The organism is Shewanella electrodiphila, assembly GCF_023283985.1.
Lineage (GTDB): Bacteria > Pseudomonadota > Gammaproteobacteria > Enterobacterales > Shewanellaceae > Shewanella > Shewanella electrodiphila.
In genome coordinates this window covers 18,838-41,764 of record NZ_JAKIKU010000012.1, presented here as the reverse complement: position 1 = coordinate 41,764, position 22,927 = coordinate 18,838, and the positions used below count along the sequence as shown (strand labels likewise).

22 protein-coding genes are annotated in these 22,927 nt (G+C 41.5%); 6 read left to right on the top strand and 16 right to left on the bottom strand.

Annotated features, from left to right (window positions below):
* Window positions 1-51 precede the first annotated feature (51 nt).
* The 6 genes from L2737_RS18040 to L2737_RS18015 form a co-directional block, all read right to left on the bottom strand.
* On the bottom strand, window positions 52-462 hold the full coding sequence (locus L2737_RS18040) for an acyl-CoA thioesterase (protein WP_102527561.1): 411 nt from the start codon (window positions 460-462) through the stop codon (window positions 52-54).
* Window positions 463-566: 104 nt separating this feature from the next.
* The gene (locus L2737_RS18035; protein WP_248956666.1) at window positions 567-1,355 is read right to left on the bottom strand and encodes a lipase family protein; all 789 of its coding nucleotides are present in this window, start codon (window positions 1,353-1,355) and stop codon (window positions 567-569) included.
* Window positions 1,356-1,505: 150 nt separating this feature from the next.
* Window positions 1,506-3,299: an AMP-dependent synthetase/ligase gene (locus L2737_RS18030; protein WP_248956665.1), complete on the bottom strand. Its 1,794-nt coding sequence runs from the start codon at window positions 3,297-3,299 to the stop codon at window positions 1,506-1,508.
* Between the two features lie 117 nt (window positions 3,300-3,416).
* Window positions 3,417-4,742, bottom strand: coding sequence for a hypothetical protein (locus L2737_RS18025; RefSeq protein ID WP_248956664.1), 1,326 nt, complete (start codon window positions 4,740-4,742; stop codon window positions 3,417-3,419).
* Complete coding sequence (locus tag L2737_RS18020) at window positions 4,739-5,581, bottom strand: ABC transporter ATP-binding protein (RefSeq protein WP_229370160.1); 843 nt, start codon at window positions 5,579-5,581, stop codon at window positions 4,739-4,741. The genes L2737_RS18025 and L2737_RS18020 overlap by 4 nt, the downstream gene beginning before the upstream one ends.
* 73 nt (window positions 5,582-5,654) lie before the next feature.
* Window positions 5,655-6,029, bottom strand: a complete 375-nt coding sequence (locus tag L2737_RS18015; RefSeq protein WP_229370157.1) for a GntR family transcriptional regulator — start codon at window positions 6,027-6,029, stop codon at window positions 5,655-5,657.
* A gap of 92 nt (window positions 6,030-6,121) precedes the next feature.
* On the opposite strand from L2737_RS18015, the gene L2737_RS18010 reads away from it, so the two are divergent.
* From L2737_RS18010 to L2737_RS17995, 4 genes are all read left to right on the top strand, one after another.
* Window positions 6,122-7,666 (top strand): alpha/beta hydrolase, encoded by a 1,545-nt coding sequence (locus tag L2737_RS18010; protein ID WP_428848407.1) that lies wholly within the window; start codon window positions 6,122-6,124, stop codon window positions 7,664-7,666.
* A gap of 2 nt (window positions 7,667-7,668) precedes the next feature.
* Complete coding sequence (locus tag L2737_RS18005; protein WP_248956663.1) at window positions 7,669-8,403, top strand: ABC transporter ATP-binding protein; 735 nt, start codon at window positions 7,669-7,671, stop codon at window positions 8,401-8,403.
* Window positions 8,403-9,551: an ABC transporter permease gene (locus tag L2737_RS18000; protein WP_102531648.1), complete on the top strand. Its 1,149-nt coding sequence runs from the start codon at window positions 8,403-8,405 to the stop codon at window positions 9,549-9,551. The genes L2737_RS18005 and L2737_RS18000 overlap by 1 nt, the downstream gene beginning before the upstream one ends.
* A 103-nt stretch (window positions 9,552-9,654) precedes the next feature.
* Window positions 9,655-9,891 carry a hypothetical protein gene (locus tag L2737_RS17995; RefSeq protein ID WP_102531649.1) on the top strand — a complete coding sequence of 79 codons (237 nt, stop codon included), beginning with the start codon at window positions 9,655-9,657 and terminating at the stop codon, window positions 9,889-9,891.
* Between the two features lie 74 nt (window positions 9,892-9,965).
* Here the strand turns inward: L2737_RS17995 and L2737_RS17990 are convergent, their stop codons facing one another.
* The 10 genes from L2737_RS17990 to L2737_RS17945 form a co-directional block, all read right to left on the bottom strand.
* Entirely contained in the window at window positions 9,966-10,973 is a 1,008-nt protein-coding gene (locus tag L2737_RS17990; protein WP_248956662.1) for a GlxA family transcriptional regulator, read from the bottom strand.
* A 400-nt stretch (window positions 10,974-11,373) separates the two neighbouring features.
* Window positions 11,374-11,907, bottom strand: a complete 534-nt coding sequence (gene mog / locus L2737_RS17985) for a molybdopterin adenylyltransferase (RefSeq protein ID WP_153912954.1) — start codon at window positions 11,905-11,907, stop codon at window positions 11,374-11,376.
* A gap of 179 nt (window positions 11,908-12,086) precedes the next feature.
* Window positions 12,087-12,569: a C40 family peptidase gene (locus tag L2737_RS17980; RefSeq protein ID WP_248956661.1), complete on the bottom strand. Its 483-nt coding sequence runs from the start codon at window positions 12,567-12,569 to the stop codon at window positions 12,087-12,089.
* 360 nt (window positions 12,570-12,929) lie between these two features.
* Window positions 12,930-13,973: an inorganic phosphate transporter gene (locus L2737_RS17975; RefSeq protein WP_248956660.1), complete on the bottom strand. Its 1,044-nt coding sequence runs from the start codon at window positions 13,971-13,973 to the stop codon at window positions 12,930-12,932.
* A gap of 11 nt (window positions 13,974-13,984) precedes the next feature.
* Complete coding sequence (locus L2737_RS17970; protein ID WP_248956659.1) at window positions 13,985-14,653, bottom strand: DUF47 domain-containing protein; 669 nt, start codon at window positions 14,651-14,653, stop codon at window positions 13,985-13,987.
* 115 nt (window positions 14,654-14,768) lie between these two features.
* A complete protein-coding gene (locus L2737_RS17965) occupies window positions 14,769-15,596 on the bottom strand; it encodes a hypothetical protein (protein WP_248956658.1) in 828 nt (275 codons plus the stop codon).
* A gap of 16 nt (window positions 15,597-15,612) precedes the next feature.
* The gene (locus L2737_RS17960) at window positions 15,613-16,959 is read right to left on the bottom strand and encodes an OprO/OprP family phosphate-selective porin (RefSeq protein WP_248956657.1); all 1,347 of its coding nucleotides are present in this window, start codon (window positions 16,957-16,959) and stop codon (window positions 15,613-15,615) included.
* A gap of 329 nt (window positions 16,960-17,288) precedes the next feature.
* Window positions 17,289-18,611, bottom strand: a complete 1,323-nt coding sequence (locus L2737_RS17955; RefSeq protein ID WP_102527543.1) for a hypothetical protein — start codon at window positions 18,609-18,611, stop codon at window positions 17,289-17,291.
* A 9-nt stretch (window positions 18,612-18,620) separates the two neighbouring features.
* Window positions 18,621-19,091 carry a CYTH domain-containing protein gene (locus L2737_RS17950; protein WP_102527542.1) on the bottom strand — a complete coding sequence of 157 codons (471 nt, stop codon included), beginning with the start codon at window positions 19,089-19,091 and terminating at the stop codon, window positions 18,621-18,623.
* Window positions 19,092-19,144: 53 nt separating this feature from the next.
* A complete protein-coding gene (locus L2737_RS17945) occupies window positions 19,145-19,780 on the bottom strand; it encodes a hypothetical protein (RefSeq protein WP_248956656.1) in 636 nt (211 codons plus the stop codon).
* A 321-nt stretch (window positions 19,781-20,101) separates the two neighbouring features.
* Between L2737_RS17945 and L2737_RS17940 the strand changes: the two genes are divergently transcribed.
* Both L2737_RS17940 and L2737_RS17935 read left to right on the top strand, forming a co-directional pair.
* Window positions 20,102-21,703 carry an SLC13 family permease gene (locus L2737_RS17940; protein ID WP_248956655.1) on the top strand — a complete coding sequence of 534 codons (1,602 nt, stop codon included), beginning with the start codon at window positions 20,102-20,104 and terminating at the stop codon, window positions 21,701-21,703.
* A 40-nt stretch (window positions 21,704-21,743) separates the two neighbouring features.
* Entirely contained in the window at window positions 21,744-22,757 is a 1,014-nt protein-coding gene (locus L2737_RS17935) for a helix-turn-helix domain-containing protein (protein WP_248956654.1), read from the top strand.
* Window positions 22,758-22,927: the final 170 nt, after the last annotated feature.

Below are 22,927 nucleotides of genomic sequence, written 5' to 3'. Positions count from 1 at the left end.
TGTATTCAAAATACAGGGCTTTAAAAAAGATAAGAAACCTACCTCTATAATCTACTCAATCTCACCGGTCAGTGCAGCAAGTTGCGCTTTTACTTCATCAGACATCGGCTGACTTTTTTCAGTTTGATAGTTGTAATGCACCATCGTCGTTTTGGCTTCTGCGGTTTGACGGCCGTTTTGCCAGCAGCTTTGTGCAATCTCAAAACTACTGTTGCCCACACGGCTGATATAGGTTTTAACCGTCACTTCTGCGCCATAAAAGGTTGGTGCATTAAAGACAATATTAAAGCCTGCAATAATCATGTTCCACTTCGACAAATCTTGTCCTGGGTTCACAATATCAAACACTGGATCGCGCGCAGCCTCAAACCACACAGGGATCACCGTATTATTGATATGCCCTAATGCATCGGTTTCACAAAATCGTGGCGTGAGATTTAAACTGAATTGATTATCTGACATGCAAGCCTCTTATTTTTATTTTGTGCGTTCAGTAATGATAAATAAAACAGCAGGCAGTGTATGACAGCTTTAAAAGTGAGTCACCCTATTCTGATTTTTCAAGCTCAAATGTCATCAAAGAAGTCTTTATTACGGATGTATTTGTGCATGTAATGAAAGGCAAAAGGCGACACTATCCAACTAAAAAAACTTAATAAGAATCGCTTTACCGGCGATATGTTTTCATAAATCCGTTCGTTATGCAGCCACAGCATTTTCCCCACATGAAAGTAAATACCTGGCAGTGGTGGCAAAAAAGTCACCACATCAATATCACAGCAAATACGATAAGTACGTCGATGTAATAAATACGCTTTTTGAAAGCTTTTAAACCCTGGTGATGGTTGGCCAAAAGTCACCACCCGCTTAATTGAGTTTGGGTATAATCGCTCTAATCTATCTGCGGCTAATATTGCCATTGAGCCACCTGATGAGTGGCCAGTTAGTGAAATACGCTTACCAGCCAGAATCAACGGGTTGAGGATCCTTTGTAACTGAGTGAAAAGACTAATATCAGCCTCATAATGCGGTGCTATCGGGTTAGTACTTTGCTCCAATAAGTAGTCATAGCCAGAATGCACATTGTAACGACACCCTTTAAACTGCTTCGCTTTCGGCCAGCACTGACAATTGAGTAGCCATTCGTTCATAGTTTGCGAACCACGAAATACCACCAGCACTTCTTTTTTATTATCACGCCACATAACTCGGGCGCATATATTGCCCCAGCGATTGGCAATTTCACGATAATTACCCCTAGAAAACCCGAGCTTTTCTGGCTCAAAGTCAGCACGGTAAGTGACCTTACATAACACGGCATAACGTTCGTATTGATAGCGTTTAAGTTTTTTCAAAAGTTACATATTCACAGGAATAAACTAACCAGAGAATAGTCGGCTTTTATGACACTTATGTGATGATCATTTATACAAAAATAATTGAGACAAAAACAACAGACACAAAAAAGGACGCTAATGCGTCCTTTATAATATGCTCAGAAAAAATTACTTAGCGTACATCGCATTAATTTCACGATCATACTTAGAGTAAATCTTCTTACGGCGCAGCTTCATCGTGGGGGTAATTAACCCTGATTCCATTGAAAATGCTTCAGGCAGTAAGGTGAATTTTTTAATTTTTTCAAACCCTGCTAATTCATGTTGTAGCTCTTTTAAACGTTGTTCAAAGTGTTCAACAACTTGGCTGTGGCGTAATAATTCCATTGGATTTTCAAACTTAATCTCATGCTCTTTCGCCCAAGATTCTAGTGACTCGAACGCGGGGACAATAAGCGCTGATACATAGTTACGCGCGTCAGCCACAATCGCGACTTGTTCAATGAACGGACAACAACTGACTTTACCTTCAACACGCTGCGGCGCAATGTATTTACCATTTGATGTTTTCATCAACTCTTTAATGCGATCGGTAATATATAGATTACCTTCGGCATCTAACATGCCTGCATCGCCGGTTTTTAACCAGCCATCTTCGAATGCTTCAGCCGTATCTTCTGGACGATTGTAATAACCACGCATCACCGTTTCGCCGCGAACTAAAATCTCATTATTACTGCCAATTTTCACTTCCATCGCATGTAATGGTTTACCGTTAGAACCCGATACTCGGTTATCTAAGGTATTACAGGTGACAGTTGCACAAGTTTCAGTCATACCGTAACCACACAAGATTGGTACGCCAATACTATGGAAGAAACCACCAACATTAACATCTAATGCCGCGCCGCCTACCGGCATAAACTTAAGGCGGCCACCTAATACATTTTGTAATTTGCTGAATACCAGCTTGTTGGCTAATTTCCACTGCAATGATAAACGTGTGCTTGGTCGTTTGCGCCCTTGAGTCACTTCAAATTGACGCGAACCCACACCAATAGCCCAATTAAATAGCTTCTGGCGGATCGCTGGTGCTGTACTGACTTTGTCATGCACGGCGCTATACACTTTTTCTAAAAAGCGCGGTACGACACATAAGGTGTGCGGGCGTACTTCTGCAATGGCTTCTTTTACACGGTTAGTGTCACTTAAATAAACATTATTACCACCACGGCACAGAACATAGAAGCTCCAACCGCGTTCAAACACATGGCTTAATGGCAAGAAAGCAAGCGATACATCACCCGCTTTAAAAGCAATTTCATCATCATGCTGCTCTACCATTGACGCAATATTACGATAATCAAGCATGACGCCTTTAGGATCGCCCGTGGTGCCAGATGTGTAGATGAGGGTAAGTAAGTCATCAAGGTTGGTTTGCGATAAACGAGACTCTAGCTCGGTTGCACTTGCTGGCGTTGTCTCAGCAATTAAGATGTCATCGAAATGAAAATGTTCATCTGAGGCTAATTTTACTTGGCTATCAAACACCACAATGTGTTCAACAGTAGGACATTGAGCTTGGATCTTACAAGCTGTGGCATATTGGCTTTCGTCACCGGCAAAAATCACTTTAGCGCGAGCATCATTAACGATAAAAACAGCTTGTTCCATTGGGCTAGTTGGATAAACAGGTACCACAACAGTACGTGCTTTTAGCGCACCAATGTCAGCGCAGCTCCACTGTGGGCTGTTTTGCGCCACAATTACCACTTTATCTTGAACAGCTAAACCAAAGTTGATTAACAGCTGTGCCACTTTATTAGTAATAGTATCAAACTGACTCCATGAAACTTTGTTCCAAGGAGCTGCCATCTCAAATCCTTCGAGTGCAATGTTATCTTCTAGCGCTTTACTTTGCTCTTGCAGAAGTCTGACTATATGAAATTTTTCGAGAGACATTAATAATTACCTTTTAGCTTACAAGTGTTCCGCTTTTTGGCATTCTACTGTATGCCTCCCATAAAAATAAGAGTTTTTAGTCTAAATTAGCGTCAATTCACAGAATAAGGTCGTTTTTTACAAACCAGCAACACCATTTTTCCATAATTTGTTTCTGCTGATAACGAGTAAAACTCCCATTAACAGGAGTAAACCTAAATCTCCCCAATAATAGCCAACGTTTATAGAACCTTGCTCCCGTAAGCCAACTAATGAAGTTGAAAGCCATATAGCACTACTAAAGACAAGCATCATAGATAAGCTAACGTGCAGAGTAGATCGACTCATTGCACCGAACGCTAATGCCAAACCAGATGCCCAAGTCGTCGTTGCGACGATATGTAAGCCCACCATCAGGGTTATCTGTGAGTTAAACAAAGCAGATAACAGGGTTATCAGTGACATAATCATTATCACGATACCCATCAAACGTAATTGCGACTTAAAAAACTGCTCTACCAAGCCAGCTTTACCGCTAAAGCTTGGTAGCATATATAGCGTCTCGGCTGCGCGCCAACGCTGAACACGTGTCCAGTGAATTAATGCGCATACCATAATCATTAACTGAGAAAGCACCATTAAAATGGGAAAGTCTGCATCTATATAAGCTGCAAATAACACCCCAACAGCACTTAATACCAATGATGCAATCAACACCATGCCGAGCATTGGGCCAATAAAAAAACTGGCAGGATGTAGGTAGCGACTTAGCTTAATAAACCAAGGGTTTTGTCCCACTATTGGGCCAACCATCCACCCCGTTTCTAGGCCATTTAAATATATGGCACGAGCATCTTGATTCCAGCTGAAACGTTTTAGCTTCCGATCAATTAAGAACCCTAATAACACCGGGATCAATACAATATACTCAGCCAGTAATTGCGGAATATAGTTAATTAATTGCGGTGTAATCGGTAAGACTAAAAACACCAGCATGGCATAATTAAATCGCTGCGGTTTGATTAAACACGCATAAATAAACCCAGTACCAATACTGACAAAAAGCATCAATGTCGCGATACTGGTCAATTCACTTAGCTCAATAGCCACGAAACTCAGAAATAAGCTCACCGCCCATATACTGCTAGCTTGTATTAATACCTGCTGTCGATAATGAGGGATAAGCATTGCGCATTCATTGGCCGACAATTTAATGAATTGCCAGGCTACTGCGCAAGACATCGATAAAATAGTCATGCCTAAAGCAAGATTGATGACGTCAATTTTTTCAGGCTTAGTTATTATGGTGAGTATTGTCAGGCCACAACCCAGCAAAGCGACCATCAAAAAGCTCAGACTGCCAAAGTCTCTTAGCCATAGTGAGTAGAACCCTTTAAAAGGGTTGCGAAAAGCATTTTTAGCCACTTTAGCGCTAGGTTGTGTTGAGGGTGACGGGCTATTCATCGGTGAAGTTCCATGAATAGTTGTTCAAGATTTAATGAGGTAGTATTGACCACGCCAGCAATGTCGATTTGATCGGCATTATCCACTAACACTTGTTGCTGATTGCGATTTAACACCGTTAACCCCTCGGGTAAATCTTGGTTATCTGCGAGTTGCACTAAAACAACCTCTTCCCGTAAGGCATCAATTTCTTTAAACAAGACTAATTCACCTTGTTTGAGCAGCGCGACATGGCTGGCAACACGTTCAAGATCGGAGGTAATGTGAGATGAGAATAGCACTGCAGAGCCAGACTCAAGCGCTAACTCAAATAAGTCACCCATAAACTGACGACGCACAATAGGGTCTAAACTGGCAACAGGTTCATCAAGGATCAGTAACTGGGGACGATACGCCATCGCCATAATTAGCGCTAAAGATTGACGCTGCCCTACTGATAACTTTTGCACTTGTTGTTTACTATCAAGCCCAAAACGAGCCAACCAATCAGTTTCAAGTGCTTTATCCCATTGCGGGTAAAAACTACTGTGTAATTCAAGTGCACTGGCAATAGTGAAACCTTCATAGCCAAACGGCTGTTGTGGCACATAGCCAATTTTAGCCTTCGCATCGATAGACAGGTCAGTGGCGGTTTCACCTAGAGTAGTAATATTACCTGCATCAATTTCTAAAATGCCTAAGGCTGCACGCATTAAGGTCGATTTACCCGCCCCGTTTTGCCCCAATAAGCCCACAACCATGCCAGCCGATAAGCTAAAGCTCAGTTGGGTTAATACAGCTTGGTCATCAAATCGTTTATCGACTTGTTGAAACTCGAGAATCACTTCAGAGTGTTCCATCAACTTGTTCCTTGTTATCTTGCGCTTACTGCTTGCTGTTATCAGTATTTAAAAAGATTAAATTAAACTAGGACTACTTATCCCACTGCTGCTCCATCAACGACTTTAGATCATCCAAACAAATGCCTAATTGCTTAGCTTTAGTTATTAAATCATTGGCTTGAGATTCTAATAACTGCAAACTTGTCGTCGTAGGCGCATCTTGCTTATTAGCAACACGAGTAGGTTGCCCACGGCGGCGCTCTAGCCAGCCTTGTTCAACTAATTGCTGAATGGCACGGGATACTGTCATCGGGTTAACCGCTAAATGTTCAGCAAGTTGCCTCACTGATGGCAGTACTTGATCTACCTGCAGTTGGCCGCCCACAATCAATCGCACGATTTGTTCATGCAATTGTCGATAAATAGGTTCACCACTACTGGGGTTGACTTTTATTAGTTCTAGCATTAGCCTTTACTTACTGTATTAATACATTGATACACCGATACACTAATGTTAAGTTACCACAATCATCCTGAAATGCAAAAAGGAAAGATGTTATGAACATCGGAAAAGTTATGTTGCAAGGAACGTTTAATAAGGTTCGTAAGCCAAAGCTATTGGCTCGCCAATCAAAATTAATCAGCGCAATTCAAGTTGGTTTGCTCTCTATGCTTAGCTTGTCAGTAACAGCAGAAGAGACCACGTCAAGTCACGCACCACTATCAGCTTGTTATGTTGATGGCCTATCAGAGCAAGTTCAATGCGGTTCATTAATGGTGGCAGAAAATCCAGCGATACCAGATGGCAAGCAAATTGCGATTCATTACGCAGTATTACCTGCGATTAAACCCAGCTTTAAAAAACAAGCTTTGTTAGCCATTGCAGGTGGTCCAGGTCAGTCAGCTATTGAAAATGCGGCAGGCTTTAATCGCGTGCTGGCGAAAGTGCGCCAAGATAGAGACATTCTATTAATTGACCAACGTGGTACTGGACAATCCAGTATTTTGGCTTGTGATGACGACAATATGTCAGCCTTATCTTTTAATGACGATGACATGGACTATGTTGCAGACACGCAAAAGTGTCTCGATAAGATTGATGCTGATGTGAGCCAGTACGGCAGTTTAACGGCACTTAAAGACTTTGAAGCTGTACGTGAACACTTAAACTACGACAAATTCCATTTATACGGCGTGTCTTATGGCACGCGTATGGCGCAACTTTATATGCGCGAATATCCACAAGCGCTCGCCACAGTTACTTTAGATGGTGTAGTGCCAATGCAGCAAAGTGTGATTGCAATAGGAAGTGCTATTGATAGAGGCTACGCCTTATTATTTAAAGATTGTCAGAAAAACAGCCAATGTCAGCAGCAGTTCCCTACGCTTGAGCAAGATTTTCAACAGGTGGATAACGCATTAGCTGAAGCGGCTATCGTCACGCAAACCCGCAATCCACAAACCGATGAAATCGCTGATTTTACTTTAACCCGTGGCAAGTTTAACGGCGCAATTCGTATGGCCTTGTATATGCCCAATATTCGCGCCTTAATTCCCCATGCGATTCATCAAGCATCTATCGGTAACTATCAACCCATTTTAGGTATTTATACCCTTACTGCCGACAGCACTGGGATTGCAATGGGAATGCATGCATCTGTGGTGTGTGGAGAAGACATACACCGCCTTACTGATGACATTCGCCAACGAGCCAAAGGCTCATACATGGCAACCACCATGATTGAAGGGTTAGAAGCCACCTGTAGCGTATGGAATATGCCGCAAGTTGATAGCAGTTTTAGTGATGCCATCGAAAGCGACATCCCCACCTTATTGTTATCTGGCGAATTAGATCCTGCCACCCCACCAAGCTGGGGCGAAATGGCCACCGAAAAGCTCAGCAATGCAAAACACTTTATCTCCAAATTCGCCACTCACGGGGTCGCATATCAAAGTTGCGGCAATGAGTTAATGGCAGATTTAGTCACGAGTGGCTCGCTGGACAATATCGATGGCGAATGTTTAGAAAAAGATGTGAGCCGTAGTTTTTACTTAAATGCCAACACCGTTGAAGTTATTCCAACGACAACTGAGGAAGAATAATCATGATTACTGTAACGAATCTATCTAAAAAAATTGGTGACGTGCAAGCACTTGATAACCTCAGCTTCAGCGCACATGACGGTCATATCACGGGTTTGCTTGGTCCTAATGGCGCAGGTAAAACCACCTGTCTACGCACTGTATTTGGTTTACTTGCCGCCGATGAAGGTCATGCAGAAATTGACGGCATTGATGTCGCTAAAGAGCCAACTAAAGCCAAAGCACAACTGGGCTTATTCCCAGATCCATTTGGCCTCTATGAGCGTTTATCGCCTAGAGAATACATCAGCTACTTTGCCGAGCTCAGTGGCATGTCAAAAAATGACGCTAAGCAAGCAACCCAAAATGTGATTGCTCAGCTCAAACTTGAAGATATTGCCGATAGACGCTGCAAAGGGTTTTCTCAAGGCCAGCGAATGAAAACCGCATTAGCTCAGGCTATTGTGCACAAGCCAACCAATATTATTTTGGATGAACCGACTCGTGGTTTGGATGTGATGAGTACACGCTTACTGCGTGACATTTTGCTCTCGCTCAAGGCCGCTGGACACTGCGTGCTGTTTTCAAGTCATGTTATGCAAGAAGTTGCCGCACTTTGTGACCAAGTGATTGTGATGGCAGACGGTAAAGTCGTTGCCACAGGCAGCCCAGAAGAGCTTTGCCAACAAACAGGCAAGGATTCACTTGAAGATGCATTTATACAATTAATTGGAACTGACGAAGGGATCGCAGCCTAATGAAAACAGTTATTGCAATGGTTCGCAAAGAACTCATCGACGCCATGCGCGACAAACGCTCTGTCATGGCTGGACTTTATTATGCTATCGGCACACCGCTATTAATGTGCGGCATGTTTATGGTGTTAATCGGACAGTTATCAAGCCCAGAAGATTTAAACATTAATATTACTAACAGTGACAATGCGCCTGATTTAGTCCGTTTTCTCAATAATCGCGGCATCAATGCCTCGACAGATGAAGGCGTCAGCGTAAAAGATGTCAAAGACATTGAGCTTATTATTAGTGACGATTACGCCGAGAATATGGCTAAAGCTAAACCTGCTGAAGTGACCTTAATTGCAGATAACTCTAATGAAAAGCTACAAAAATCAATTCGTAGAGTTGAGCTACAGTTGCAAGCTTACAGCAGTGAAATGGGCAGTTTACGCTTAATTGCACGCGGAATTAATCCAGCGGTAGTGCAGCCAGTTAAAGTGATTGTAGAAGATCAGGCGACACCTGACTCTAAAGGTGGCTTTATCTTGGGTATCGCGATTTTCACCATGATTTATTCGGTGTTTATCTCTGGCATGAACTTGGCCATTGATACCAGTGCCGGTGAACGTGAGCGTAACTCATTGGCATTGTTACTCAGTCACCCCATCAGCACCAGACAGTTAGTGTTAGGTAAAATCATTGCGGTCACCTGCTTTGCTTTACTGGGCTTGCTGCTGATCTTGCTGGTGTCTAAATTCGCTTACACCTTTGTCCCTTGGCAGGAACTCGGCTTTAGCGTCAACATCTCGCCTGACTTTATGGGACTGATGCTATTTATCGGCATTCCACTCGCCATCATGGCGGCAACGTTACAGCTGTTTGTGTCTTTCATGGCCAAAAGCTTTAAAGAGGCCCAGTCTTATTTAACCATGGTGCTATTTGTCCCATTAGCCTTATCCATGGCTGCCAGCTATAACATTGCACCAGATGTATTGGAGTGGCTGCCTGTATCAGGTCAACAACAAGCACTAATGGCCTTTATTAAAGGGCGAGAAATCCCAATGCTGCAGTTATTGGTGTCTTCAGGTGCCACATTAGTCTTGTCAGTTGCACTTGCATTAGGACTAGAGAAACTGCTGAAAAGCGAGAAAGTGGTTTTTGGTTTATAAGCGTCGATAACACAGGTCATTTTGCTGAGTTTTATCAGCAAATGGCCTCAATCGTCATTGTTATTAACCCAAACTTGGGTTCATCAAATAGAAGGAGTTTATTATGGAACAAGAATACGCCATTGTGGCCTTAGTTATCATCATTACCCTGGGCACAACTGCCACGGAAATGTTTAAGCATTACGTCAAGATAAAATCGACAAAACATGACAAAGATAATAATGCTGAAATCAGCATGCTTCGCCAGCAAAATAAAGAACTGCAAACGCGGATCGCTACGCTAGAAACCATTGTCACTGAGCCAGGTTATGATTTAAAGCAAACTATCAATGGATTGTAAAACCTTGCCAACACGATTTAAAAAGCCAATAAAACCACCGATTTTATTGGCTTTTTGTTTATCTATATTTTAAATCAGCAGCAAGTATGGGTATTAAATTTTTGTCGATATGCTCTTGGCGACAAGCTAGTTAACTGAATAAATAACTTCCTAAATGAGCTGCTATCTTCATAGCCCACTCGTTCAACAATTTGTTCAATCCCCAGTTCCGTGGTTTCAAGTAATCGCTTGGCCTCATCAACTCGTAAACGTTGCATATAGCTCGCAGGTGTTTCATTAACGGCCTTTTTAAAGCGTCTTATTAACGTGCGTTTACCTACCGCAAATTTATCGGCAATGTCATCCAACAACCAATGTTGATCTAAGTGCACTTGCATCCATTGCTGCACTTTATGAACCAATTCATCTTTATGTTGCTCAGGGTTAATACTCATTGTCATAAAAGGTTGTTGTGAACTCCGATTAGGATCAATCAATAAGATTTTCGACATTTGCTGTGCCATTTGCTCACCCACCAAAATCGAAATCAAGTGCAAAGCCAAGCTTAAACTGGATGTGGTTGCTCCAGCGGTATGTATATGGCCATCTGAAACCACCAATGAATCCATGCATAACTGAACATCTTTAAAGTTACGTTCAAACATTTCACTTAGCCACCACACAGTGGTTGCACGGCGCTGGTTTAATAACCCTGATGCGGCTAACAATAATGTCCCCGAACAATAAGCCGCCACAGGTTTTCCTGTTTCAGAAAACTGTCGTAATGGCGCAAATAATGGCTCGAAATCACTCAAAAAATGCTGAAACTCATCTCGATTAGTCACAAAGGCCGATGCCAATATCACCGCATCAGCTGCGAGAATATCTTCTTCATACTTAAGGCCCTTAGCGGGTACTTCTATGCCCTGATTCGTCATTACTGGCCCACCATGGGCAGAAATAACATGGCAATGAAACAAGTTCTCAGTGGCATCTGGATTCATTCTGCGCCAGTAACTATTGCAGAAACTAAACACATCTAGAAAACTCATTAAGCCACTGGCGACAACATTACCCGCAGCCATAATGTAGATCGTTTTCATCTATCGCACCTCAAATGTCAATTTTGACCTTATATTTGTCAATAATGACACTTACAACTCATTTGTCTAGTTTTTATACTGGGCTTATTCATCATTGAGGTACTCAGTAAGGAAACGAGCAATGAAAAGTATCAGTTCAAATTGGTTAATCAGCGTAAGCTATTTGTTGGTAAGTTGGGGCTTATTACTTTGGCTAAATTTCAGTACTGAGCCCAGTATATTTGCGCACTTGATAGCAATTCCAAGTTTAGTGCTATTCACAGGCTATAGCGCTAGCTTGATCCTGAGGAAGGGAGTTTAACTCTGCGATACAAAGTACTGGCCACAAAAAAACCAGCCGTAGCTGGTTTTAATATTCACAGATTTTAACTGCTGTAAGCTTAATTAATCTGAATTCAGATTACTTCGCTTTCGGTCTAAATGGCTTGATGACTGACTCGTCACACTCTAAGAATGGACCGTCCATTAAATCGATGCAGTAAGGGATCGCAGGAAATACTGCATCTAAACATTCACGAATAGACTTAGGCTTGCCAGGTAAGTTAACGATTAATGAGTCACCACGTAAACCAGCTGTTTGACGAGACAGAATAGCCGTTGGTACAAACTTTAATGACTCGGCGCGCATTAACTCGCCAAAGCCAGGCATCATGCGATCACACACAGCTTCAGTCGCTTCTGGAGTCACATCACGCTTAGCTGGCCCAGTGCCGCCAGTTGTCACGATCAAGCTACAGTTTTGCACATCAGCCATATCAATTAACGTAGCTTCAATATCAGCCGTTTCATCAGGAATGACCTTATAAACAGGTTCCCATTCAGATGTTAAATACTCATTTAGCACATCAATAATGGCTTTACCTGAAATATCTTCGTAGATACCTGCACTCGCACGATCGCTTACCGTAACAATGCCGATTTTAGCTTTGGTCATGACAAAATCCTTAAACTTGATCATTTAATGGCTGTAAGTCTACATAACACTATAGACTTTAGATGTGGCTAAAATACCACAATTTTCAAGCAGAGACGGAGAGATTGATCAAGAGTTGCAAAACATGGGTCACTGCAGCTATGCCTTGTTCAAAAATAAGACAACGTAATTCGCTGAGGTTATAAACGACTCGCAAACCAGTATCGCGGTTTCCAATAAACGTTATCCATGCTTGAAATTATGACGCCTTTTTTCGTCGACACGTGCAAAAAGCGATGCCCAGATAAATACACCCCAACATGACGCCCACTACCTGTGGTTTTGAAAAACACTAAATCTCCACTTTGTAAATCACTTTTAGCCACTCGGGTTCCCAAACTCGTTTGCCCTTGCACAGTTCTTGGAATACTTGGGCCAACAAGATCTTGATAGGCCACATACACTAAACCAGAGCAGTCCAAACCCTTCTTAGTTAATCCACCTAAACGGTATGGCGTCCCCTGCCACTGCTGGTGAAATTGTAATAAACGCGCTTCGTTCCACAATCTTGAATCAACATCATCTAATGATGCTGCAGCGGCGTTATCAGGAACTGTAATATGATTGCTGGCACAAGCTGTCAGAAGAACACTCATAATGAGCAGTAAAATTAATCGTGACATAACAATATCCACCCAGTATTTAGCTCAAAATCAGTATAGATTTGTATTAAAATAACACGACCAATTCCCATGTAGGCTAAACGAATTAAAGCGTGAGTTAAACCGGACAAGGTCTAAACAAACCTACAAATCATTAATAATTAATCACCGATACAAGCTTTGAGCACATTGTTGATTATGACGTTCTGTGTGGGGCTCCTTCAGTATTCTTATATGAACTGAGTAAGCAACCAAATGACATTGAAACGACTAACATGCCTCCTAAATTAACATGTCTCATTATAAAGTCGCCTCTTATACCACCATGATTTCGTCATCTCAGCTTATCCTAATAATGAGTCAGACATCTAGCATGATTGATTACACTACCACTTGCTTAAACAGGTTTTGGACAATGAATAAGCCAATGAAGCAGGCAATGGCTGATAAAATCGGCGTAATCACCCACCCCACCAGTATTTTACCTAGAACAGGCCATTGAATCGGTAACCGCTTTAAGAAGGCAATACCAATAACAGCACCAATGACCGCCTGAGAACTCGACACTGGCACTAGAGGTATTGCAGGTAAACCCATGTTCACAAAAGCATTAGACAGCGACTGAGAAGAGAAGATAAACAACACAATAGAGTGCGCCATTACTACCACCCATGCTGTCACTGGTGTCATCGAGATTAAATTGCCACCCACCGTCATCATCACTTTTTTAGAGTAAGTAAATACCCCGACACTAATGGCAACAGCACCTAAAAAGAACAGCTGCATTGCACCGCTAAACTCAATACCCGCAAATTCAAAGGCATCAATAGGTGCGCTGAGCACAAATACGCCCATCACATTAGCAATGTTATTAGCACCTAAACTATAAGCACCAAATGCACCTGCTAATATCAAACCAATACGTGTCCACTGATCTAATTGAAATAAACCAGGTCGCCACCAATCAATCGCGCGTGTCACAGCTTTATATAAAATAACTGCGGTGATGGCAGCAAGAATTGGACACATCACCCACGTACTTAAGATTTTAGTCAATACTTCAGGGTCAGTTGCCATGCCACTAAAGAGGTTCCAGCCGATAATAGCCCCGACAATCGCTTGACCTGTCGATACGGGTAAACCTGACTTTGTCATCAGATATACAGTTGTCGCAGCCGACAAAGCCACAGTAAATGCGCCGCCAATGGCAGAGACTTTACCTAAGGCACCTAACGTATGCGATGCACCAGCACCACTGATCACTGCGCCCAGAATCACCATCACTGAACAAATCATTGCCGCCGTGGAGAACTTAACCATTTTAGAACCGACAGCAGTGCCGAAAACATTAGCAGCATCATTGGCCCCTAACGACCAACCTAAAAACAAACCACTCGATAAAAATACCCAAATCGCAATATCCATATTATTCCCTCCTACTGAACCCGTTTGAGAGTAAATATGGCAACCCGATCACTGATGTCTTCAGCTAAATTCGCCACTTGATCTATGCGGTCAAAAAAGTATCGCAACTGGACTTTATTAATCAGCGGTAAATCTGTATCGAACAAGATAGTTTTCGCCCGCGTACAGGCTTTATCCGCATCACTTTCAAACATTATCACTTTCTGGTGATATTCCTGTACGCGCTGTAAGTCGGTAAAAAAACTTTTGGCGCACAATATAGTGTGATCTATGGTATTGCCTACCGCATTCAGTAGCACCATGAGGTCAGCCTCAACCGCTTGAGGAATAAGTGGCTTCTCGATTTTTAAATGTAAGCCTATGGTTTCCTGTTTATTGATAATCCGGTCGGTTAAATCAATCAGCGAGGCCACATCACTGCGTAAATCAGGGATCAGGGTTTTTCGATATAGCGTCTGTTCAATTTCACGCTTGAGGACATCAGCTTCATGTTCAATAGACTGAAGCTCTGTTAATGCATTTTCAAACTCCTCGCTATTAGCTCCGTGAGCTAAATACATTTGCCACATATAAACAAACTTATGTTGGCCGAGTGTGACTTGATCGAGGAATAAATACACATTGGTTTCGGTAGACTGACTCTGAGAAAGAAGCGTAGTGATCCGAGAAAAGCCAAACATGGCATCTCCTTTGTTAGGGTTAATTAAGGGGGGAATTAAGATGAGAAATGACCAAGCACTACATCAGGGAGTGATGGGGGCGCAGTACCTGGTCATTGGATGAACTCAGTGGAACTTACTTAGTAAATCCTTTACTCATTTTAAAGGTAGAGCTGGTTTTCGAGCCGCTATGACCATGTTCATATCCAACAGCTTCAATTTGTTGATATAAATGTTGGTACATCTCCTCTAAGCGCGCTTTATCTTTCACATGGCCCTTAAATGAAAATTCATTAAAGCTGATACGTGGCTTGCGGTAATATGGCGTCCAGACTTGAAAATCGACTTCAACATCATCAAACCGTTTGTCTTTTACCGTGCCTTCCCAACCATGAGTTCGCATAACCATGGTTTGGATTAAGTCGGCTTTATTTGCTTCATAAATATCACCAACAATCTCCCACATAGCGGTATTGCGTTTTAAGATGGCAAATACCGCTTCCATATCGACATTTTTCACATCAATGTCAGCAGGTGAATAAGGAATATCATAGCTCACACTGTAAGCCGCTTTACCTTCGGTATAGTCAATCTCAGCTTTACGGTAATTCGATACATCACCAAAGCTTTGTGGATCGGCAGCGCGTAACTTGACTGTGATTTTACTCTTACGTGGTTTACTTAAATCTTCACGTACTCGAATATTGATCGATTTAGCTTTAAAAGCTCGGTTAGGCGTATCAATATAAGTCACCAACTTTACTTTTAAGCGTTCTTCTAAATCAATGAAATTAAAAGCTTGTTTAAAATCATCAGTTTGTTTCGAAGCCGCATAAGGCAGTGTTTTAGCCGTGCCAGTATTCACATGATACTCAAGTGAAGTGAATGCATCAGGCGATAGCGCATAGGCACTCGAACTTAAACATACATTCACTAGGCCGATTAAAAATAGATTATTTCTCATCAGAATTATCCTTCAGTTAAAATGCAAACTGCAATCTTGCTTGGAAGATATTGCCATCTTGGTCGTACATTTCTACGCCATTAATATCTGTGTATGGTTTTTGGTAATCAGCTTGAGTATGCACATAGTTAAACTGCGCTTTGAGGTTGTTTTCTAAGTACCAATTCACACCAAGGATATAATCCGTTTTTTCACCGCCAGTGATACCAGCATCTGTATCATCAAAGTTTGCCACATCAACACGAGCTGCTAATTCCCATGCGCCATAGCCACCAGCAGAAATTGCATTGGCAGGTTTAATCGATTTAAATTTCCCTTTCTTACCACTGTAATTCCATTGTTCACCCGTTAAGGTATAAACCGCTTGTAAGTAGTAAGCATCAACTGTCACAGATTCATCATCAATCTGATCAGCCATTGAAGTGACATATTCACCTTGAATTAATAAGTTTCTGTGCTGATAAGCCACCTCTAAACCATAGCTTTGTACTGATTCGGCATCAAATTTACCAGTATCAATGGTGCGGCTGACAGGCTTGCTGCTAGGACGAGCACGGTAGCGCGTTTCTACAGCTTCACTGTTATTGTTGGTGTACATACCACTGACACCAAGATGTAGTAAATGGTCACTGTTATTAATCGGCGCCATGGTAAAACGGCCGTTATAGACATCTTGCTTAAAGTTTAAGTCGTCGTCATTAATATTGGCAGTAGTACCGTAGCCCAACACCAAGTTGTAATCATTACCTTTATAAAGCCACTGCACGCCGACATTACGATCAGGTGCAAATGTATCTGTACTTGCACGTTCTAAGAAAGCTAAATGTGCCGAACTGTTCGTGGCTTCAAGACCAAAACCATATTTCTGGAAACCCATGGTCAACTCTGAATTTCCCCAGCCGCGATAAGTCACGTTCGCATCTTTCACTTCAACTTCAGACTCGCCATCAAAATCAAATTCTAACGAGTATTTCCATACATTTGAAAAGTAGCCTTCGACCCCAAATCGAACACGACGAAAATCGACCGTATTGGCTCCACCTTCAAACTCACGCTTACTTCCAGTGTAAAAATCATCGTAGTTAACATAGTCCAATTGAATTCGACCAGAAAACTCCATGGTAGATTTACCATCTTGAGAAATGAACTCTGGTGACGGGCTGCTGCTAGAGAATTTTAATCTATCTTTTTTGTTAGCAGCATCTTGGGCTTCAATCAGCTCCATTTCTAACGCATCTAAGCGTTCTTCTAACTCTGTAACGCGATCGGTATCAGCCGCCATAGTGGCACCTGAAAAACAAAATAATGATATTGCTACTGCTTTAGCAACTCCTGAAACTGACAACACATTTTCTTTGCTCATCTTCATCTTCCTTAGATTATTTTTATTACTTAATTTGGAACAAAAATGTTTCTATCTCGTTAGCCATAGAGTAGAACTACGGCTGTAAAAAAAACATGATCAACATCAACTAATTACAACTTAATCTTACAATCTTGCGTAAAAAGTGATCTAAGACGAAATGTAAAATAATCCAATTGCAGATTTTTTTAAGTCAGCCGAAAGCGACTTATGAAAATCATATTCTCATAAGCCACTCTTTTTGCATGCTGTTGATTTAAATGCTTATTTATATATTAATTATTGAAAGTTTTTGTCAATTAAAAACCTATACTAAACTCAACAAGTGCTTATTCGACTTGCTCTAATCTATGAATACCTTTGCGACTTGTGGTTAATTTATATCGATAATAACTACAACCACTGTCAGTTTTAGTGACTAAAACAATGTTGATAGGATAGACACTATGCACATTGTGGAGCTTAATATTACTCTCCGTTTCCTCCCAATGTGATCGCACCATTCTTGGCAGTAACCGTAAACGCTTACTTAAATTAACTGTAAGTTTATCTTTAAACTTAAATTGGGAATTTGGTTGTGAATGGGTATGCGATGTATAACTTCGCTTATAGACGAGCGCTTCTTTAAAACTATGGCTTTCTGCCCGATAAAAGCGTTTACGTAATGCATTTACTTTTTCAGGTAGCTCAGCAGGTTTTTGTCGGTATACCGCCTCTTTAGCGTCATACACTAATTGGCTGGAACCGTGTTGATAGAACCGATAATGATGCTGTGAATACTTAGAGAAATATTTCTCCATTAAGTAATTACGCCCCAACTCTTTAATCCGGTCTTTGAAGATATACGACAACACCAGAGAGAAAAAAAATGGTGTAGAAAAATTGCCAAAAGCTTTTTGAGTCGCAAAGGCGATACCTGTAGCAAATGCCATTGCTAATGCGGCTGCAAAACCAAAGATCAATTGTTCAGCCACTTCACCATCTTTAAGTTTCTTACGAGTTAATTGGTGTGGACGATGGATCACCCGTTTAGCGATGTGTAATCGATTAAGTAATTTCTCTCTTCCAGCTTCTGAGGTAGGAGATAACTTAATCTTCAGTATATCGGCATCTACGCAAAGCCGTTGTATTTGAACAGTCAGCCAAAGCTTATCTTCTTTACTGGCCTGGTGTTTAGCCTGTAACAGAGATTGATGATAGTGATACATTAATAAATGTAGTGCCAACTTAAATAGCTGACCTTGGGTGAGTAATTGTTCGTTATCGTGGATCCGTGAAAATTGCTCTATTTGATCACCGATATAGGCCAACTGCGCTAAGCTAGCATTCTCTTGTAAATCAACAATACCACTGACAAATTCAGACAACGCTAGTACATAGCGACTCTGATTAGCTTGGGCGGAAGCATAAGCAGTTTGCTTAATAATGAGTAAATCACGGTCAATGGTGTGACAACTAATGGGCTCGACTTTGACCAATTGTTGTTGTTGCAACAAATTGTGATAAAAGCTGCTTTTATTCATGACGTCGCTATTGTCAGCTAGTTTGGCAGGAAAGAAAAAATAGGCCTGCAATTGTACTCGACTTAATTCAGGCGGAATATCCACCTGAATTGTTAAGTGGTACTGATCAGCTATCGATAGCGACAACATGGTTTCAGCCTACCATTGCGTAAATGGTTGCTTCATAAGCATAGAGTTGTAATAACGTGCATCACCCGTCACTTCTTCTGCTAACCAGCTTGGCTTATTGACCGTTTGTGCTTCGTCAGTTAATTCGACTTCAGCAACGGTCAATCCTTGGTTACTGCCGTAGAACTCGTCGACTTCAAAGATGTGTCCTTGATGATCAACGAGGTATCGGGTTTTATCGATAACACCTGGTTCGCAGATTTTCAGTAGTTCTTGCGCCTCTTCAACAGAGATCTCTTTTTCCCATTCATAACGCGACGCACCTGACTCATTACCAATACCTTTAATCGTTAAAAACCCTTTGTCACCTTTTACACGCACTCGCACTGTGCGCTCAGGCACGCTACTTAAGTAACCTTGGATAATACGAACCGACTTACCCGCTTGTGCTTTAAATTCTTCACTTGATACTAAATACTTGCGTTCAATTTCTTGTGCCATGATAGCTATGCCCTATTTATAAAAAAGTATGATGATGTAATGCTCATGCAAGCTTAATTAGCTAGTGGTAGGTTCTTCATACCGATAACGCGCTTAATCGCTTGAAGGTAATTAATGTTTTCAACACCCGCTAAGTGTAAGTCTTTAACTGTGGTGTGAATGTCATCTAATTCTGTTGATTCACTGTTTACGCTGACAAGTCTTGCGCCATTGACTAACACATTTGCCACTTCACAGATGGTGTTATTGACCATATAACCAAAACGTTCTTTATGAATCTTAACGGCTTGTAAATCAGGATGGGCGTCGATGATAGCGATAAATTCTTCGAAGCTATAGCTATCTTTGGCTAATGCAGGTTGCTCCACCATGAACGCAGGGAAGATTTCTTGTTCTAACTGAACTTTACTGATCGGAAATTCCGCTTTTAATTTTGGATCCCACTGCTCTAAACCATCTACGGTTTGTACGTAACTTTTAACGTCCATTTTGCCATCGCGAATCTTAGTGTTATTCAAATCATTAGTGCGAGACATAATATAAATTTCGTCACTTTCACGACGCCATACCTTTTCAGGAACCGGAACAGATAGGCGCGCCATACGCTCTGCGGCTTCAGTAAAGTCTTGCCCAAAAGTACGGAACTCAAAGCGTGGTTTAGAAATTTCACCAATTGTTAATTCAGACATACTGTTTCCTTTAAATTTATTTCGTTTGTTATTAAGTACCCATTTACAGTACTCCTGTGTTGAGTAAAAAAAACAGATCTAGATCATGTTTTATTAATTTTAGTCTCAACCTAATCTTACACGATATAAATAAAAACAATTACTACCAAATCAAAAAACCTTTAAAAACAATCAAATATAACAAGTAAAAAACCACACCGACAGTTAGTTAAAATATTAATTAAAAACTATTAAGATAATTTATTGATCTTGATCCATTTTTATTACGGCTTTAACGGTTATGGTTATTGCAAATGGAATATAGCTTAAGGTCACAACAAGATGAGCAAAGAGATAACTGATAAGATTGATCCACTTGATATGAACCAATACAAAATGGAACGGCTACCTGTCAGATCAAAAACTAACTTCGAGTTATGGTTAGCTAAAAGTGGTATATGGATAGCGTTGGCGGCATTTATCTTTTTACTGACGGGCAACCCAGCCTCTTTTTTGACAGATTTTGACTCATCAATGTTAAGCAAGTCAGCTGCAGAACATTTTCACAATGTCGGCCTGACAGAATTTAGCTGGCATGGGCAGGCGATGTTAGCCATTTTCTGCACTGCGGTTATTTTATGGATTACTGAACCAATCCCCAATTATCTCACCTCATTAATGGTCATTATTGCCTTAGTTCTGACCGGTGTACTGCCTGAACGCCAAGCCTACGCCCAGCTTGGGCATCCAATTATGTGGTTAAACATTCTATCTTTCATCCTAGCTTCCATGTTGGTGTCTTCGGGTGCTGCAAAACGCTTTGCCTTATGGTTTATCTGCCGTTTTGGTACCAGTGCGACACCGATTTTTTACAGTTTTATGGTGATTAACTTAGCCTTGTCTGCCTTTATTTCTGCGACCACAGCAAAGGCTGCGATTTTGATGCCTATTTTTATGGTGATTGCTGCGGTCTATGGCGCAAGAGGCGGAGAAAATAAAAACAACTTCGGCCGAAATTTAGTCCTGCAAAACCTATTACAGATTAACTTATGTGCTGGTGCGTTTGTCACAGGCTCAGGTGCTAACCTATTAGCTGCAAGTCTGATAGCTGGTGCTATTGGCAGCAGTTTCTTCTTTGCCGACTGGATGATAGTCGCCATGCCAATTGTCATCTGCATGATTGTGATTGGCTGGTTACTGGCAACGAAGGTCTTTTTCCCACTGTCACCTGAAGAGCGCCTGCCACAAATCGAAGGGGGGATGGAACGCTTACAACAAGAATTAGATAAAATGGGTAAAGTCTCGTTCCGTGAGATTAAATCTATCGTGATTTTTGTGACTATTTTAGTTTTTTGGGCCACCGACAAATACCACGGCGTCAGTGCAACTGCGATTGCATTCATTGGGGCGATTGTCGCATTAAGCCCGCGTATTGGGGTTGTGAACTGGAACCAAGTCGATGTGCCTTGGCATTTATTACTGTTCTCTGCAGGTGCATACACTCTAGGTGCAGGCTTTAAGCAAACTGACTTACCTAACCTTGCGGTTAACTTTAGCCTTGAATACTTTGGCTTAGATGAATCAACACCATTTAGCGTGTTCTATATTATGCTGACAGGCGCGATGCTATTAAGCTCACTGGTATTCCAATCTAAAACCATGCGCACTATGCTATTTGTGCCCATTGCCATTGGTATTGCTCAACGTTTTGATTTTCCAATTATGAGCTTAGCTCTACCTGTGGCGCTGTTAATCGAGCACGTTTATGTGCTGCCATTTAACAGTAAGCCAGCTTTGCTGCTTTACTCAACCGATCAATACAGCTTAAGTGACAGCTTTAAGTTTGGTTTTACCATGTTGATGATTGGTTGGGCTACCAGTATTTTAATGGGTGAGACTTGGTTTAAGTGGTTAGGATATGCCCCTAACGGTGTTTTTTGGTAAGATGGATTTTGTGGTAATAACTTAACGATAATAAGCAGATATGAATTCAAATAAAAATGAAATTCGCAGTAAACTCGCTCTGCTTCAGTTAGCAACTGAACTGGGTAGCATCAGTAAAGCCTGCGACATTATGGGTTATAGCCGTGACAGCTATTACCGCTTTAAAAAGCAATATGAAGAAGCAGGTGAACGCGGGCTTAAAAACCTTTCACGCAAGAAACCTGCGCTTAAAAACCGTGTATCACAAGAAGTTGAAGACCAAGTCATCGAAATCGCACTCGATTACCCTAATTATGGTCAAGCGAAAGCTGCAGAACTTCTGACTGCCCGTGGTTGTACTATTTCCGCCAGCGGTGTGCGTACCATTTGGGTGAGGCACAATCTTGAAACCAAGAAAAACCGCCTAGTGGCGCTTAATAGCCGTTTACGTCAGCAAAACCAACTTAGCTTTAAAAGCCAGCATGATATGGAGCAGCTTTATAAACTCGAGCAAAATGAATCAGCGTTAGATTGTAAATACCCAGGTGATGTTTGTGTGCAAGATACCTTTAGTATTGGCAATGTTGATCCTATGGGTCAGCTCTATCAGCACACTTTCATTGATGCTTATAGTCAGTATGCCATTGCGATTATCAGTGATAATAAAGACTCAAGTACTGCAGCGAACTTTTTGCAATCTACGGTTCAGCCATGGTACATGCAGCAACAGATCAAAATTAACAGCCTACTGACCGATAGAGGGGCTGAATTCTCTGGTAAACAAAGTGCGCCATTTAAAGATTTACTCGACCACGCTGATATCAACCACATTCAAATGCGTGCCTATAATGGCCCTGTGGTTAACGGCTTAGCTGCTCGTTTTCAACAGCTAACCTACGATGAATTTTATGCGCCATTTTTAAAGAATCATCGCATTACGACTATTGAAGAACTCAACCAACAATTACAAAAATGGTTAGACCGCTATAATCATCAATATGCCATTGCTGGCCGCTATACCTTAGGTAAAACCGCCGTTGAAGTCCTGAAATTAAGCAAACACTTAACTAAGTGATCACCTAACTAAATGCACAGCTAACTAAATACACTGCTATCTAAGCTGACTCCCAAAACCACCCTATTTCGGTGGTTTTTTATGTAACCTCTTCAGACAAAGTTCTGCTATCACATCAAGATGATCATTTTATGAGATATCCAATGTGGTTTTAGCGATAAAGCCTCCCC

Bases quoted from the DNA above. Each gene is read 5' to 3' on its own strand.
- L2737_RS18040 (WP_102527561.1), bottom strand. From the start codon at position 462: ATGTCAGATAATCAATTCAGTTTAAATCTCACGCCACGATTTTGTGAA.
- L2737_RS18030 (WP_248956665.1), bottom strand. From the start codon at position 3,299: ATGTCTCTCGAAAAATTTCATATAGTCAGACTTCTGCAAGAGCAAAGT.
- L2737_RS18025 (WP_248956664.1), bottom strand. From the start codon at position 4,742: ATGAATAGCCCGTCACCCTCAACACAACCTAGCGCTAAAGTGGCTAAA.
- L2737_RS18020 (WP_229370160.1), bottom strand. From the start codon at position 5,581: ATGGAACACTCTGAAGTGATTCTCGAGTTTCAACAAGTCGATAAACGA.
- L2737_RS18015 (WP_229370157.1), bottom strand. From the start codon at position 6,029: ATGCTAGAACTAATAAAAGTCAACCCCAGTAGTGGTGAACCTATTTAT.
- L2737_RS18010 (WP_428848407.1), top strand. From the start codon at position 6,122: ATGAACATCGGAAAAGTTATGTTGCAAGGAACGTTTAATAAGGTTCGT.
- L2737_RS18005 (WP_248956663.1), top strand. From the start codon at position 7,669: ATGATTACTGTAACGAATCTATCTAAAAAAATTGGTGACGTGCAAGCA.
- L2737_RS18000 (WP_102531648.1), top strand. From the start codon at position 8,403: ATGAAAACAGTTATTGCAATGGTTCGCAAAGAACTCATCGACGCCATG.
- L2737_RS17995 (WP_102531649.1), top strand. From the start codon at position 9,655: ATGGAACAAGAATACGCCATTGTGGCCTTAGTTATCATCATTACCCTG.
- L2737_RS17990 (WP_248956662.1), bottom strand. From the start codon at position 10,973: ATGAAAACGATCTACATTATGGCTGCGGGTAATGTTGTCGCCAGTGGC.
- mog (WP_153912954.1), bottom strand. From the start codon at position 11,907: ATGACCAAAGCTAAAATCGGCATTGTTACGGTAAGCGATCGTGCGAGT.
- L2737_RS17980 (WP_248956661.1), bottom strand. From the start codon at position 12,569: ATGTCACGATTAATTTTACTGCTCATTATGAGTGTTCTTCTGACAGCT.
- L2737_RS17975 (WP_248956660.1), bottom strand. From the start codon at position 13,973: ATGGATATTGCGATTTGGGTATTTTTATCGAGTGGTTTGTTTTTAGGT.
- L2737_RS17970 (WP_248956659.1), bottom strand. From the start codon at position 14,653: ATGTTTGGCTTTTCTCGGATCACTACGCTTCTTTCTCAGAGTCAGTCT.
- L2737_RS17965 (WP_248956658.1), bottom strand. From the start codon at position 15,596: ATGAGAAATAATCTATTTTTAATCGGCCTAGTGAATGTATGTTTAAGT.
- L2737_RS17960 (WP_248956657.1), bottom strand. From the start codon at position 16,959: ATGAGCAAAGAAAATGTGTTGTCAGTTTCAGGAGTTGCTAAAGCAGTA.
- L2737_RS17955 (WP_102527543.1), bottom strand. From the start codon at position 18,611: ATGTTGTCGCTATCGATAGCTGATCAGTACCACTTAACAATTCAGGTG.
- L2737_RS17950 (WP_102527542.1), bottom strand. From the start codon at position 19,091: ATGGCACAAGAAATTGAACGCAAGTATTTAGTATCAAGTGAAGAATTT.
- L2737_RS17945 (WP_248956656.1), bottom strand. From the start codon at position 19,780: ATGTCTGAATTAACAATTGGTGAAATTTCTAAACCACGCTTTGAGTTC.
- L2737_RS17940 (WP_248956655.1), top strand. From the start codon at position 20,102: ATGAGCAAAGAGATAACTGATAAGATTGATCCACTTGATATGAACCAA.
- L2737_RS17935 (WP_248956654.1), top strand. From the start codon at position 21,744: ATGAATTCAAATAAAAATGAAATTCGCAGTAAACTCGCTCTGCTTCAG.